A 13684-nucleotide genomic window follows, 5' to 3' on the forward strand; every position below is an offset into this window, starting at 1 on the left:
CGCGTGCGAGGATCGGAGACGTACCTCACATGTGTGTGCGAAGGAGAGAGTCCGATGGCCACGAAGCCGCCCAAGGGTGATCCGGTTCAGGACGCTCCACAGGTCACCGAACCCAAGCACGCGGCGGCCGGCCTCCCGGCCATCGGCCACACCCTGCGGATCGCCCAGCAGCAGATGGGCGTGAAGCGCACCGCGCTGACCCTGCTGCGCGTCAACCAGAAGGACGGCTTCGACTGCCCGGGCTGCGCCTGGCCCGAGCCCGACCACCGGCACGCCGCGGAGTTCTGCGAGAACGGCGCGAAGGCGGTCGCCGAGGAAGCCACCCTGCGCCGGATCACCCCGGAGTTCTTCGCCGCGCACCCCGTCGCCGACCTCGCGACCAGGAGCGGCTACTGGCTGGGTCAGCAGGGGCGGCTCACCCACCCCATGTACGTCCCCGAGGGCGGCACCCACTACGAGCCGGTGACCTGGGAGCGCGCCTTCGACATCATCGCCGAGGAGATCGCCGCCCTCGACTCCCCCGACGAGTCCGTCTTCTACACCTCGGGCCGCACCAGCAACGAGGCCGCGTTCCTCTACCAGCTCTTCGCCCGCGAGCTCGGCACGAACAACCTGCCGGACTGCTCCAACATGTGCCACGAGTCGTCCGGTTCGGCGCTCAGCGAGACCATCGGCATCGGCAAGGGCAGCGTCCTGCTCGACGACCTCTACCAGGCCGACCTGATCATCGTCGCCGGACAGAACCCGGGGACCAACCACCCCCGCATGCTCTCCGCCCTGGAGAAGGCCAAGGCGAACGGCGCGAAAATCATCAGCGTCAACCCGCTGCCCGAGGCCGGCCTGGAGCGCTTCAAGAACCCGCAGACCCCCCAGGGCATGCTCAAGGGCGCCGCGCTCACCGACCTGTTCCTGCAGATCCGCATCGGCGGCGACCAGGCCCTCTTCCGCCTCCTCAACAAACTGATACTGGAGACGCAGGGCGCCGTCGACGAGGCCTTCGTCCGCGAACACACCCACGGCTACGAGGAGTTCGCCGAGGCCGCCCGCGCCGCCGACTGGGACGACACGCTCACCGCGACCGGTCTGTCCCGCGAGGAGATCGAGGAAACCCTCTCCATGGTCCTCGCCTCCGAGCGGACCATCGTCTGCTGGGCCATGGGCCTCACCCAGCACAAGCACTCCGTGCCGACCATCCGCGAGGTCGTCAACTTCCTCCTCCTGCGCGGCAACATCGGCCGCCCCGGCGCCGGCGTCTGCCCGGTCCGCGGCCACTCCAACGTCCAGGGCGACCGCACCATGGGCATCTTCGAGCGCCCCGCGCCCGCCTTCCTGGACGCCCTGGAGAAGGAGTTCGGCTTCGCCCCGCCACGCGAGCACGGCTTCGACGTCGTGCGCGCCATCCGCGCCCTGCGCGACGGCGAGGCCAAGGTCTTCTTCGCCATGGGCGGCAACTTCGTCTCCGCCTCCCCCGACACCGACGTCACCGAGGCCGCCATGCGGCGCGCCCGGCTGACCGTGCACGTGTCGACCAAGCTCAACCGCTCGCACGCGGTCACGGGCGCGCGTGCCCTGATCCTGCCCACACTCGGCCGCACCGAGCGCGACCTCCAGGGCAGCGGCGAGCAGTTCGTGACCGTCGAGGACTCCATGGGCATGGTGCACGCCTCCCACGGCCGCCTCGAACCCGCGAGCCGACAACTGCTGTCCGAGCCCGCCATCGTGTGCCGGCTGGCACGGCGCGTGCTCGGCGAGAAGAGCCGGGTGCCGTGGGAGGAGTTCGAGAAGGACTACGCCACCATCCGCGACCGCATCGCCCGAGTGATCCCCGGCTTCGAGGACTTCAACGCGCGCGTGGCCCGCCCCGGCGGCTTCACCCTGCCGCACGCCCCGCGCGACGAGCGCCGCTTCCCCACCGCCACCGGCAAGGCCAACTTCACCGCCGCGCCCGTCGAGTACCCCGAACTGCCCGAGGGCCGGCTGCTGCTGCAGACGCTGCGCTCGCACGACCAGTACAACACCACGATCTACGGCCTCGACGACCGCTACCGGGGCATCAAGAACGGCCGCCGGGTCGTCCTGGTCAACCCCGAGGACGCCGACAGACTCCGGCTCACCGACGGCTCCTACGTCGACCTCGTCAGCGAGTGGAAGGACGGCGTGGAGCGGCGGGCACCCGGATTCCGGGTCGTGCACTACCCGACCGCCCGGGGATGCGCGGCCGCCTACTACCCCGAGACCAATGTCCTGGTGCCGCTGGACGCCACCGCCGACACCAGCAACACCCCGGCCAGCAAGTCCGTCGTCGTACGTCTGGAACAATCGGCGACCGACTGAGCGTTTGCTCAGCGCAGGCAGTCGTAGCGACCAGGACGAACGGAGCCCGCCCCATGGGTGAGCAGCAGCACGCCACGTTTCCCCAAGAGGTCATCGACGAGTACGCGGCGCTCGGCGTCGACCTCGTCGCCATGTTCTCGGCCGGCCACCTGGGCACCCGCATGGGCGTGCAGATCGTCGAGGCCTCAGCGGAACGGGTCGTCGGCACCATGCCGGTCGAGGGCAACACCCAGCCGTACGGACTGCTGCACGGAGGCGCCTCGGCCGTGCTCGCCGAGACCCTGGGCTCCGTCGGCTCCATGCTGCACGCCGGGAGCTCGAAGATCGCGGTCGGAGTGGACCTCAACTGCACACACCACCGGGGAGCCCGCTCCGGGCTGGTCACCGGAGTCGCCACACCGGTGCACCGCGGACGCTCCACCGCGACGTACGAGATCGTCATCAGCGACGAGGAGGGCCGACGCGTCTGCACCGCCCGGCTCACCTGCCTGCTGCGGGACGCCCCCGGCCGCTAGAGCCTCCGGCGGATCAGGCCGACTTCGAGCAACGGTGCCCGATCGGTGAGGCCCCTCCCGCTCGAGCGAAGTCGTCGTCGGCGCGATCCGCCGGACAGGCCCCAGGGCGCACACCGACTGGGCACGAGACCCCGGCACCCCTACCGTTCTCGCATGACCGGTACCGGCCCCGTCGAGCCCGTCAACTCACCGCAGGCAGGGGAGAATCACGACGTCATCGGCACCGACGAGGCACGTCTGACGGACCGTTGGACATCGTGGTGGGAGAAGCTGTCGCCCAGGGCCCGCCAAGCGGCTCTGGGAACGGCCGCGTTCACCCTGCTCGCGGCCGGCGTCCTCCTCGCCCGCCTCCTGGCCGACGAGAACCGCACCGCCGTCCCGGACACCCCCGTGCCCTGGCCCGCCAACGTCACCGCCTGGCGGTACCTCGGACCCGCCGGACTCCCCGAACCCACCGGAACCCACCCCACCAGCGGCCTCTTCCGCTTCGCCGTCGACGTCCGCAGCGGACCCCCCGTCACCCTCCGGGTCACCGGCGCCGCCTTCACCGGCCTCACCGCCCACGCCCTGCCCGAGACCTTCACCGCGCACGCCGGCACGACCCGCCGCGTCACCGTGGAGATATCGGTTTCCGACTGTTCGGGTCTCCCGCTGAATGCAGCCCTACCATTTCTTGACGTGACGCTCCGTAACACGCGCGCAATACAGCACCACAGTTTCATCTTCGGCCGGGCCTACTCCCACGACCTTTTCAAGCTCCTTCGAGGCGCCTGCGCCACGACAACGGCGTCACAGGCCGGACGGCCAAGCGGAAGTGCAGGTTCTCAAAATGCGGACTGAGGGGAAATTCCGCCAAACCGGCTGAGAGCCCCCTCCGCGGAAGCGCGCCATCCACCCCGTCATAACAAGAAAGTCACAAGCCAGCGCACAGCGATGCCCTGCCTGCAAACCGGGCTTAGAGTCACGGCCAGTCACCGCTCCATCGGGAGTTCGGTACCAGCGCGGCACAAGGCCGCACCCACAAGGGCGCGTGTGCCTGCGGAAAGGACTGATTGTGCGACGTTCCATGGTGATACTGACCTCCGTCTTCGCGACTGGAGCTCTGACGCTCACCGCCTGCGGCTCCCGAGACGACAAGGGTGGCGACAGCGAAGGCGGAGGTGGCACGACCCTGACGATCGGCGTGGACGCCCCGCTCTCCGGCGAGAACTCCACCACGGGTCTCGGCATCCAGTACGGCGCCCAGATCGCCGTCGACGATGCCAACAAGAACAAGCTCGTCCCCGGCGTCACCTTCAAGCTGAAGGCCTACGACGACAAGGCGCAGCCCGCCACCGGCCAGTCCAACGCCACCACGATCACCGGTGACAAGACCGCCGTCGGCGCCGTCGGCCCGCTGAACTCCGGCGTCGCGCAGACGATGCAGCAGGTGTTCGCCTCGGCCAACATGGTGCAGATCTCCCCCTCGAACACCAACCCCGAGCTGACCCAGGGCAAGAACTGGCAGACGGCCAAGAAGCGTCCGTACAAGACGTACTTCCGCACCGCCACCACCGACGAGCTCCAGGGCAGCTTCGCCGCCGACTACGCGTACAACGGCCTCAAGAAGAAGAAGGTCTTCGTCGTCGACGACAAGCAGACCTACGGCGCCGGCCTCGCGAAGATCTTCAACGAGCAGTTCAAGAAGCTCGGCGGCACCGTCGTCGGCACCGACCACGTCAACACCGGCGACAAGGACTTCGGTTCCCTCGTCACCAAGGTCAAGAACTCCGGCGCCGACCTGCTCTACTACGGCGGCCAGTACGACGAGTCCTCGCTGATCACCAAGCAGCTCAAGGGCGGCGGCGTCAAGATCCCGCTGTTCGGCGGCGACGGCATGTTCGCCTCCACCTACATCGAGACCGCGGGCACCGCCTCCGAGGGCGACCTCGCCACCGCCGTCGGCGTCCCCGCCGACACCCTGCCCGCCGCCAAGACGTTCATCGAGACGTACAAGTCCAAGGGCTACAAGGGTGACTACGGCGCCTACGGCGCGTACTCCTACGACGCCACCACCGCCATCATCAAGGCAGTGAAGGCCGCCGTCGACGCCAACAGCGGCAAGGTCCCCAGCGACATCAACGCCCTGCGCTCCTCCGTCGTCGACGCCGTCCAGAAGTCCGACTTCGAAGGCATCTCCGGCAAGGTCGCCTTCGACCAGTACGGCGACACCACCAACAAGCAGCTCACCGTGTACCAGGTCACCAAGGGTGCGTGGAAGGCTGTGAAGACCGGCACCGCCGACCTCGGCTAGTCCAGGCCCAGCAGCGCACAGCAACACCACGACGGGCCGCGCGGGAGGGGACCCCGACCGCGCGGCCCTTGCCACACCCCACCCCAGCACGCGATATGTGCACACGACCACCAGCGACAATGGAGGCCACGCGGTGAACACCCTGCCGCAGCAGCTGGCCAACGGGCTGCTTCTGGGCTCGATGTACGGGCTGATCGCCATCGGCTACACGATGGTGTACGGCATCGTCCAGCTCATCAACTTCGCGCACGGCGAGATCTTCATGACCGGCGCCTTCGGCGCCTTCACGGTCTACTTCTACCTCTTGCCCGACGGCACCTCTATGGCCATCGCCGTCCCCCTGATGCTGATAGGCGGCGGAATAGTCGCCATCCTCATCGCCGTCGGAGCGGAACGGTTCGCCTACCGGCCCCTGCGCGGAGCCCCACGGCTCGCACCGCTCATCACCGCGATCGGTCTCTCCCTGGCCCTCCAGGAAGTCGTCCGCAACTTCTACCCCCACGCCGACCGCGCCGTCGCCTTCCCCGGCCTCGACGGCACCCACGACATAGGCTCCGTCACCATCAAGGACGCCGACATCTTCCTCGTGGTCGCCGCCATCGTCTGCATGTCCGCCCTCGCCTTCTTCGTCCGCAAGTCCCGCACCGGCCGCGCCATGCAGGCCACCGCCCAGGACCCGGACACCGCACAGCTCATGGGCATCGACACCAACCGCATCATCGTCATCGCCTTCGCCATCGGCGGGTTCTTCGCCGCCGTCGCCGCCGTCGCCTACGGCCTCAAGTACGGCAGCATCGACTACCGCATGGGCTTCCTGATGGGCCTCAAGGCCTTCACCGCAGCCGTCCTCGGCGGCATCGGCAACATCTACGGCGCCATGCTCGGCGGCCTCGTCCTCGGCGTCGCCGAGACCCTCGCCTCCGCCTACATCGACGACATCCCCGGCATGCACCTCTTCGGCGGCGGCTCCTGGAAGGACGTCTGGGCCTTCTGCCTGCTCATCATCGTCCTCCTCGTCAGGCCACAAGGCCTGCTCGGTGAACGCGTAGCGGACAGGGCGTGATCACGATGACCGACACCACCACTCGCGGCCTGATCCCGCTCCCCCTCGCCGCGGCCCGCGCACTCCTCCTCGCCGGAGGCATCGCCACCGCCGCCTCCGCCTTCCTCGCCTGGACCTGGACCAGCGAGTTCCCCGGCGACCTCACCATCAGCGGCTACCCCGGCGGCCTCCAATGGCTGACCTTCATCGCCGGCATCCTCACCACCGTGTTCGCCCTCTCGTCCTACGGCATACGCGGCCTCGGCGGCCTCATACCCGCCCGCAACAACGCACCCCTGGTGCTCACCGCCCTCGGCGCCTTCGGCGTCACCTGGTACACGATCGTCTCGATCGCCGCCGAACTCGGCGGACTCGCCAACCTCGAGCCCGGCGGCTGGGTCGCGGCCATCGCCTCCCTCCTGCCCGTCATCGGCGCCTTCGCCCTCCCCGAGCCTCGCACCGCGAGCGCCAAGGAGAACCTCAAGGCGTACCTCGCCAAGCCCGACGGCATCCCCCCCGCCCAGCCCCTCAGCCCCTGGCTCGAGCGCGCGATCATCACCATCGCCACGATCGTCGGACTCGCCGTCTTCACCTACGGCATCGACACCGAGTACGGCGAACTCTTCGTCGGCTTCCTCATCGTCGTCGTCTTCGGCGTCTGGGCCCTGCACACCGCAGGCCTCAACGACCGCTTCTCCCGGATCGTCGCCCGCAACCGCAGCTTCACGCTCGCCATGGGCTTCGCCGCCGCGATCGCGTTCCCCTTCACCCAGAGCAACGACCACTACGCCAACATCGGCGTCAACATCCTGATCTTCGGGACCGTCGCCCTGGGCCTCAACATCGTCGTCGGCCTCGCGGGCCTCCTCGACCTCGGATACGTCGCCTTCCTCGGCGTCGGCGCCTACACCGCCGCCCTCGTCTCCGGCTCCGAGTTCTCCCGCTTCTCCGGCGTCCACTTCCCCTTCTGGGCCGCCGCCATCACCGGCGCCGCCGCATCGCTCGTCTTCGGCGTCCTCATCGGCGCCCCCACCCTGCGACTGCGCGGCGACTACCTCGCCATCGTCACCCTCGGCTTCGGAGAGATCTTCCGCATCTCCGTCAACAACATGGACGGCCAGTCCGGGCCCGACCTCACCAACGGCCCCAACGGCATCCCGGCCATCCCCGACCTCAATCTCCTCGGGTTCAACCTCGGCCAAGCCCACGACGTCGCCGGCTTCACCCTCGGCCGCTTCGCCAACTACTACCTCCTCATGGTGCTGATCATGGCCATCGTGGTCCTGGTCTACACCCGAGCCGCCGACTCCCGCATCGGCCGCTCCTGGATCGCCATCCGCGAGGACGAGACCGCCGCGACCGCCATGGGCATCAACGGCTTCCGCGTCAAACTCGTCGCCTTCGCCCTCGGCGCCACCCTCGCCGGCCTCGCCGGCACCGTCAGCGCCCACGTCACCTACAGCGTCGTCCCGACGCCGTACCAGTTCGCCGGCTCCACACCCCCCAACTCCGCCTTCCTGCTCGCCGCGGTCGTCCTCGGCGGCATGGGCACGGTCGCCGGCCCCATCCTCGGCGCCGCCCTGCTCTACCTGCTCCCGGAGAAGCTCGTCTTCCTCCAGGACAAGTCGCTGCTGGCCTTCGGCATCGCCCTCATCCTGCTGATGCGCTTCCGCCCCGAAGGCATCATCGCCAACCGCCGCAACCAACTCGAATTCCACGAGACCGGCCAACTCGACATACCAGAACAAACGACGCTGTCCGGCGAACCGGCCGCCGTCACCAAGGCGGGGGCGTGAGCACGATGACGACACAGCCGACACCTGTACTCGAAGCCCGCAACGTCACCATGCGCTTCGGCGGCCTCACCGCCGTCCGCTCGGTCGACTTCACCGTCAACTCCGGCGAGATCGTCGGCCTCATCGGCCCCAACGGCGCCGGAAAAACCACCTTCTTCAACTGCCTCACCGGCCTGTACGTCCCCACGGAAGGCACGGTCACCTACAAGGGCACCGTCCTCCCGCCCAAGCCCCACCTCGTGACCCAGGCCGGCATCGCCCGCACCTTCCAGAACATCCGCCTGTTCGCCAACATGACGGTCCTCGAGAACGTCCTCGTCGGCCGCCACACGCGGACCAAGGAAGGCCTCTGGTCGGCGCTGCTCCGCGGCCCCGGCTTCAAGAAGGCGGAGAAGGCCAGCGAGGAACGCGCCATGGAACTCCTCGAGTTCATCGGCCTGGAAGCCAAACGCGACCACCTCGCCCGCAACCTCCCCTACGGCGAACAGCGCAAGCTCGAGATCGCACGCGCACTCGCGTCCGAACCCGGCCTGCTCCTCCTGGACGAGCCCACCGCCGGCATGAACCCCCAGGAGACGCGCGCCACCGAAGAGTTGGTCTTCGCCATCCGCGACAAGGGCATCGCCGTCCTCCTCATCGAGCACGACATGCGCTTCGTCTTCAACCTCTCCGACCGCGTCGCCGTCCTCGTCCAGGGCGAAAAACTCGTCGAAGGCACCTCCGACGTCGTCCAGGCCGACGAACGCGTCATCGCCGCCTACCTCGGCGAACCCTTCGACGGCGACCCCGGCGCGACGGAAGCGCAGAGCACCACCGGTACCAAGGGAGAAGCCCAGTGACCGCACTCCTCGAAGTCGAGGACCTCCGGGTCTCCTACGGCAAGATCGAAGCCGTCAAAGGCATCTCCTTCAGCGTCGAAGCCGGCCAGGTCGTCACCCTCATCGGCACCAACGGCGCCGGCAAGACGACGACGCTCAGGACGCTGTCCGGTCTGCTGAAGCCCACAGCCGGCAAGATCCTCTTCGACGGCAAGCCACTCAGCAGCGTCCCCGCCCACAAGATCGTCTCCTTCGGACTCGCCCACTCCCCCGAAGGCCGGCACATCTTCCCCCGCCTGACGATCTTCGAGAACCTCCAGCTCGGAGCGTTCCTCCGCAAGGACAAGGAGGGCATCGAGAAGGACGTACAACGCGCCTACGAGCTCTTCCCCATCCTCGGCGAACGCCGCAACCAGGCAGCAGGCACCCTCTCCGGCGGCGAGCAGCAGATGCTGGCCATGGGCCGCGCGCTCATGTCCCAGCCCAAACTCCTCATGCTCGACGAACCCTCCATGGGCCTCTCACCGATCATGATGCAGAAGATCATGTCGACCATCGTCGAACTGAAGTCCCAGGGCATGACGATCCTCCTCGTCGAACAGAACGCCCAGGCGGCACTCTCCCTCGCCGACCAGGGACACGTCATGGAGGTCGGCAACATCGTCCTGTCCGGCACCGGACAAGACCTCCTCCACGACGAGTCCGTCCGCAAGGCATACCTCGGCGAAGACTGACCCTTCGGCCGTACGACGAGGCCCGCGCCCCCCTACCGGGGACGCGGGCCTTTGTCTTTCGTGAACGCCGGGACTCAGCCCTTGTTGGCCTTCTTCTCGTCCGCGTCCAGAATCACGGCCTCCGCGACCTGCTGCATCGACATGCGCCGGTCCATCGAGGTCTTCTGGATCCACCGGAACGCGGCGGGCTCCGTCAGCCCGTACGACGTCTGAAGAATCGACTTCGCCCGGTCCACGAGCTTGCGGGTCTCCAGACGCAGAGTGAGGTCCGCGACCTCGTTCTCCAGCTCCCTCAGCTCCGTGAACCGAGACACGGCCATCTCGATCGCCGGCACGACATCACTCTTGCTGAAGGGCTTCACGAGATACGCCATCGCACCGGCGTCCCTCGCCCGCTCCACCAGGTCCCGCTGCGAGAAGGCGGTGAGCATCAGCACCGGAGCGATCCGCTCCTCGGCGATCTTCTCGGCCGCGGAGATCCCGTCCAGCTTGGGCATCTTCACGTCAAGGATCACGAGGTCCGGCTTGTGCTCACGGGCGAGCTCGACGGCCTGCTCACCATCACCGGCCTCGCCTACGACGCTGTAGCCCTCTTCCTCCAGCATCTCTTTGAGGTCGAGCCGGATGAGGGCCTCGTCCTCGGCAATGACGACACGGGTCGTCAGCGGAGGCACGTGCGACTTGTCGTCGTCGGGCGCGTCTAGGGGCTGGGGCGGCTCGGGGGCGGTCACGGGGGCTCCTCGTTCAGGGGCGGGGGTACTGCTGACAAGAGCGTACCTAGCTGCGGTAAGGTGGGGGCACGGCGGGTGACCGCCAACCTTTGTTTTAGAGGAAGCCCCGGTAGTCCAGCGGAAGAGACACGGTGCTCAAACCACCGACAGCGTGGGTTCGAATCCCACCCGGGGCACTTTTCCTTCGAATCGAAGGTTAACCCAGTAAGCGGATGTTCCCGTTCTCGTGAACATCCGCTTTTTGCTGCGTGTCTTCGCGATCACTCGCACAAAGTGGCCGCATGTACGACGTCAGCACACGCAAGCGAGCCCTCGCGCTGGTTGCCCAGGGCCGCAGCCTGAACTCGGTCAGCCGGCAGACGGGCGTCTCGCGCGCGGCAATCCGGTCCTGGCAACAACGCCTTGAGCCGCTACCGCGCATGGCCTCACCGGATCCTGGGCCGCCTGCCGATGACCAGGCCTACTCCTACCTGCTGGGCCTCTACCTGGGCGATGGCTGTATCAGCGCGCACCCGCGTGGCGGCGGCTATTACCTCCGGATCGCGTGCGCCGACGCCTGGCCGGGGCTCATCCAGGAATGCCGCGAAGCGATCACCAAGGTGCGTCCGGGCATCGGCGTCTACGCCCTGCAAAGGGAGGGCTGCAGGATGGTGACCAGCTACTCCCGACACTGGCCAAGCCTTTTCCCCCAGCACGGCCCCGGCAAGAAGCACGAGCGCACCATTACCCTCGAACCCTGGCAGCAGGAGATCGTCAACGTGCACCCCTGGGAGTTCATCCGCGGCCTCATCCACTCCGACGGATGCCGCATCACCAACTGGACGACCCGTCTCGTAGCCGGTGAGCAGAAGCGCTACGAATACCCCCGGTACTTCTTCACCAACCTGTCGGGCGACATCATCCGGCTCTTCACCGACACCCTCGACCGCGTTGGCGTCGACTGGAAGCAGCCGAACAAGCGCAACATCTCGATCGCCCGCAAAGCCTCAGTAGCCCTCATGGACACCCACGTAGGCCCCAAGCACTGACCACGACTACTTTGGACTGTCGTCCTCGCCGATGTGGTGCACCCGGACCAGGTTCGTCGACCCCGACACCCCGGGCGGTGAGCCGGCCGTGATCACGACCACGTCGCCCTTCTCGCAGCGGCCGTACCGCAACAGGAGCTCGTCCACCTGGTCCACCATCGCGTCCGTGGACTCGACGTGCGGGCCGAGGAACGTCTCCACGCCCCACGTCAGGCTCAGCTGCGAGCGGGTCGCCGGCTCCGGGGTGAAGGCCAGGAGGGGGATCGGGGAGCGGTACCGGGACAGCCGCCTCACCGTGTCCCCGCTCTGCGTGAACGCGACCAGGAACTTCGCGCCCAGGAAGTCGCCCATCTCCGCCGCCGCCCGGGCGACAGCGCCCCCCTGCGTACGGGGCTTGTTGCGTTCCGTCAGAGGCGGCAGCCCCTTCGCGAGGATGTCCTCTTCCGCCGCCTCGACGATCTTCGCCATGGTTCGGACCGTCTCGACCGCGTACTTGCCGACGCTCGTCTCACCCGACAGCATCACCGCGTCCGTGCCGTCGATGACCGCGTTGGCCACGTCAGAGGCCTCCGCGCGCGTCGGACGGGAGTTCTCGATCATCGAGTCCAGCATCTGCGTCGCCACGATCACCGGCTTGGCGTTCCGCTTCGCCAGTTTGATCGCTCGCTTCTGGACGAGCGGCACCTGTTCCAGCGGCATCTCCACGCCCAGGTCACCTCGGGCCACCATGATGCCGTCGAACGCGGCCACGATGTCGTCGATCGACTCGACCGCCTGCGGCTTCTCCACCTTGGCGATCACCGGGAGCCGGCGCCCGGACTCGTCCATGATCCGGTGGACGCCCTTGATGTCGTGGCCCGAGCGCACGAAGGACAGCGCGATCACGTCGAAGCCCGTGCGCAGGGCCCAGCGGAGGTCGTCCTCGTCCTTCTTCGAGAGCGCCGGGACCGAGACCGCCACGCCTGGGAGGTTGAGGCCCTTGTGGTCGGAGATCATGCCGCCCTCGACGACCCTGGTGTGGACGCGGGGGCCTTCCACCGAGGTGACCTCGAGGCAGACCTTGCCGTCGTCGACGAGGATGCGTTCGCCCGCGGCGACGTCCGAGGCGAGTCCGTTGTACGTCGTCCCGCAGGAGCGCTGGTCTCCCTCGGCGCCCTCTTCCACCGTGATGGTGAAGGTGTCGCCGCGTTCAAGGAGTACGGGGCCTTCGGTGAAGTGGCCGAGGCGGATCTTCGGGCCTTGAAGGTCGGCGAGGAGGCCTACGCTGCGGCCGGTCTCGTCGGCGGCCTTGCGGACGTGGTGGTAGCGCTCCTCATGTTCGGCGTAGCTGCCGTGGCTGAGGTTGAATCGGGCTACGTCCATTCCGGCGTCGACCAGGGCTTTGATCTGGTCGTACGAGTGGGTGGCGGGGCCCAGTGTGCAGACGATCTTTGCTCGGCGCATGTTTCGACCCTAGACCTTACCGGCGGGTAGTGAATTGGGGAGGCATGTCGACTCAACAACCTTTGGGTGAAGGGCTGTTGACAAGCGTTGAAGTGTGCGGCACTCCGCTCCGATGAGCATTTCGGATGCAAATCGCAGTGGCCGCTCACAGTCTCGGTGGTGCCATGGTGAAGCGTGCGTTGACCTGGGCGTGGACGTGCTGGCGTTGCGGTTCGAGGTCGAGGGGGGCGGCCGAGGTGTCGGCTGCGGCTTCGTAGGCCATGGAGCGTGCGCGGCTGGCCCTGCCGACGAAGCGGGGTTCGGGGTCCTCGGCGCCGATGTCGGCGAGTTCGAGCAGGGAGTCGAGTGACGTGCCGAGTGCTTCCGCGTACTCCCTGGCTCGCTGGACCGCTTCCCGTACTGCCTGCTGTCGGGCTTCGCGGTAGGCGGGTGAGTTCCGGCGCAGGGCCCACCAGGGGCCGTCGACGCTCGTCAATTCGAGGTCGGCGAGTCTGGTGGTGAGTTCACCCAGTGCGGTGAAGTCGGTCAGTTCTGCCGTGATGTGGACGCGGCCGTGGTAGGCGTGGACGCGTTCGCCGCGGCTGTGTTCCTTGAGTTCCGGGGTGACCGAGAAGGAGCCGGTTTCCAGGCGTTCGACTGCGTCGCCGTAGGACTTCAGCAGGTCCAGGACGTTCGTGTTGCGGCGGGTGAGGTCGTCGAGGGCGGTGCGGCGGTCCTTGCCGCGGGCGGCGACGGTGACGCCGATGCGGGCGATCTCGGGGTCGACTTCGAGGTGGGCTTCGCCGCGGACGGCGATGCGGGGGGCGTCGGGGGTGCCGTGGGGAACGGTCATAACGGCCCACTGTGTCAGTTTTTACGGGTTGGGTCATCAGATCGAAACCTGCTGGGCCTGTTGCCGTTGGGCATGGCCGGGTCAGAATCTACGCGCGTTGTTGACCGTTCCCCGAGGA

General features: G+C 67.7%; 12 protein-coding genes and 1 tRNA gene. 10 read left to right on the forward strand and 3 right to left on the reverse strand.

The window, feature by feature from the left end; genetic code table 11:
* The first annotated feature begins 54 nt into the window (after positions 1-54).
* From BFN33_RS29105 to BFN33_RS29140, 8 genes are all read left to right on the forward strand, one after another.
* Positions 55-2334, forward strand: coding sequence for an FdhF/YdeP family oxidoreductase (locus BFN33_RS29105; protein WP_069763115.1), 2280 nt, complete (start codon positions 55-57; stop codon positions 2332-2334).
* Between the two features lie 53 nt (positions 2335-2387).
* Positions 2388-2849, forward strand: a complete 462-nt coding sequence (locus BFN33_RS29110; RefSeq protein ID WP_069763116.1) for a PaaI family thioesterase — start codon at positions 2388-2390, stop codon at positions 2847-2849.
* 153 nt (positions 2850-3002) lie between these two features.
* Positions 3003-3689: a hypothetical protein gene (locus tag BFN33_RS29115; RefSeq protein WP_069763117.1), complete on the forward strand. Its 687-nt coding sequence runs from the start codon at positions 3003-3005 to the stop codon at positions 3687-3689.
* A 226-nt stretch (positions 3690-3915) separates the two neighbouring features.
* Positions 3916-5142, forward strand: coding sequence for a branched-chain amino acid ABC transporter substrate-binding protein (locus BFN33_RS29120; RefSeq protein ID WP_069763118.1), 1227 nt, complete (start codon positions 3916-3918; stop codon positions 5140-5142).
* Positions 5143-5275: 133 nt separating this feature from the next.
* Positions 5276-6205: a branched-chain amino acid ABC transporter permease gene (locus tag BFN33_RS29125; RefSeq protein WP_069763119.1), complete on the forward strand. Its 930-nt coding sequence runs from the start codon at positions 5276-5278 to the stop codon at positions 6203-6205.
* A 5-nt stretch (positions 6206-6210) separates the two neighbouring features.
* A complete protein-coding gene (locus tag BFN33_RS29130; RefSeq protein WP_069763282.1) occupies positions 6211-7980 on the forward strand; it encodes a branched-chain amino acid ABC transporter permease in 1770 nt (589 codons plus the stop codon).
* Positions 7981-7985: 5 nt separating this feature from the next.
* Positions 7986-8819 carry an ABC transporter ATP-binding protein gene (locus BFN33_RS29135; protein WP_069763120.1) on the forward strand — a complete coding sequence of 278 codons (834 nt, stop codon included), beginning with the start codon at positions 7986-7988 and terminating at the stop codon, positions 8817-8819.
* Positions 8816-9532 carry an ABC transporter ATP-binding protein gene (locus tag BFN33_RS29140; protein WP_069763121.1) on the forward strand — a complete coding sequence of 239 codons (717 nt, stop codon included), beginning with the start codon at positions 8816-8818 and terminating at the stop codon, positions 9530-9532. Before BFN33_RS29135 ends, BFN33_RS29140 begins: the two co-directional genes overlap by 4 nt.
* Before the next feature lie 74 nt (positions 9533-9606).
* On the opposite strand, the gene BFN33_RS29145 is transcribed toward BFN33_RS29140, so the two are convergent.
* Positions 9607-10263 carry an ANTAR domain-containing response regulator gene (locus BFN33_RS29145; protein WP_069763122.1) on the reverse strand — a complete coding sequence of 219 codons (657 nt, stop codon included), beginning with the start codon at positions 10261-10263 and terminating at the stop codon, positions 9607-9609.
* A 103-nt stretch (positions 10264-10366) separates the two neighbouring features.
* Here BFN33_RS29145 and BFN33_RS29150 point away from each other — a divergent pair.
* Both BFN33_RS29150 and BFN33_RS29155 read left to right on the forward strand, forming a co-directional pair.
* Positions 10367-10439 (forward strand) — tRNA-Leu (locus BFN33_RS29150).
* Between the two features lie 105 nt (positions 10440-10544).
* Positions 10545-11291, forward strand: coding sequence for a helix-turn-helix domain-containing protein (locus tag BFN33_RS29155; RefSeq protein ID WP_069763123.1), 747 nt, complete (start codon positions 10545-10547; stop codon positions 11289-11291).
* A gap of 6 nt (positions 11292-11297) precedes the next feature.
* Here the strand turns inward: BFN33_RS29155 and pyk are convergent, their stop codons facing one another.
* Positions 11298-12734 carry a pyruvate kinase gene (gene pyk, locus BFN33_RS29160; protein WP_069763124.1) on the reverse strand — a complete coding sequence of 479 codons (1437 nt, stop codon included), beginning with the start codon at positions 12732-12734 and terminating at the stop codon, positions 11298-11300.
* Positions 12735-12879: 145 nt separating this feature from the next.
* Positions 12880-13566: an SIMPL domain-containing protein gene (locus tag BFN33_RS29165; protein ID WP_069763125.1), complete on the reverse strand. Its 687-nt coding sequence runs from the start codon at positions 13564-13566 to the stop codon at positions 12880-12882.
* Positions 13567-13684: the final 118 nt, after the last annotated feature.

The sequence above is a fragment of the Streptomyces sp. LUP47B genome, from assembly GCF_001746295.1.
In the GTDB taxonomy this organism is placed as follows: Bacteria; Actinomycetota; Actinomycetes; order Streptomycetales; family Streptomycetaceae; genus Streptomyces.

What these genes read in the sequence shown, in the direction of transcription:
- BFN33_RS29105 (WP_069763115.1), top strand. Translation starts at nt 55, where the DNA reads ATGGCCACGAAGCCGCCCAAGGGTGATCCGGTTCAGGACGCTCCACAG.
- BFN33_RS29110 (WP_069763116.1), top strand. Translation starts at nt 2,388, where the DNA reads ATGGGTGAGCAGCAGCACGCCACGTTTCCCCAAGAGGTCATCGACGAG.
- BFN33_RS29115 (WP_069763117.1), top strand. Translation starts at nt 3,003, where the DNA reads ATGACCGGTACCGGCCCCGTCGAGCCCGTCAACTCACCGCAGGCAGGG.
- BFN33_RS29120 (WP_069763118.1), top strand. Translation starts at nt 3,916, where the DNA reads ATGGTGATACTGACCTCCGTCTTCGCGACTGGAGCTCTGACGCTCACC.
- BFN33_RS29130 (WP_069763282.1), top strand. Translation starts at nt 6,211, where the DNA reads ATGACCGACACCACCACTCGCGGCCTGATCCCGCTCCCCCTCGCCGCG.
- BFN33_RS29135 (WP_069763120.1), top strand. Translation starts at nt 7,986, where the DNA reads ATGACGACACAGCCGACACCTGTACTCGAAGCCCGCAACGTCACCATG.
- BFN33_RS29155 (WP_069763123.1), top strand. Translation starts at nt 10,545, where the DNA reads ATGTACGACGTCAGCACACGCAAGCGAGCCCTCGCGCTGGTTGCCCAG.
- pyk (WP_069763124.1), bottom strand. Translation starts at nt 12,734, where the DNA reads ATGCGCCGAGCAAAGATCGTCTGCACACTGGGCCCCGCCACCCACTCG.
- BFN33_RS29165 (WP_069763125.1), bottom strand. Translation starts at nt 13,566, where the DNA reads ATGACCGTTCCCCACGGCACCCCCGACGCCCCCCGCATCGCCGTCCGC.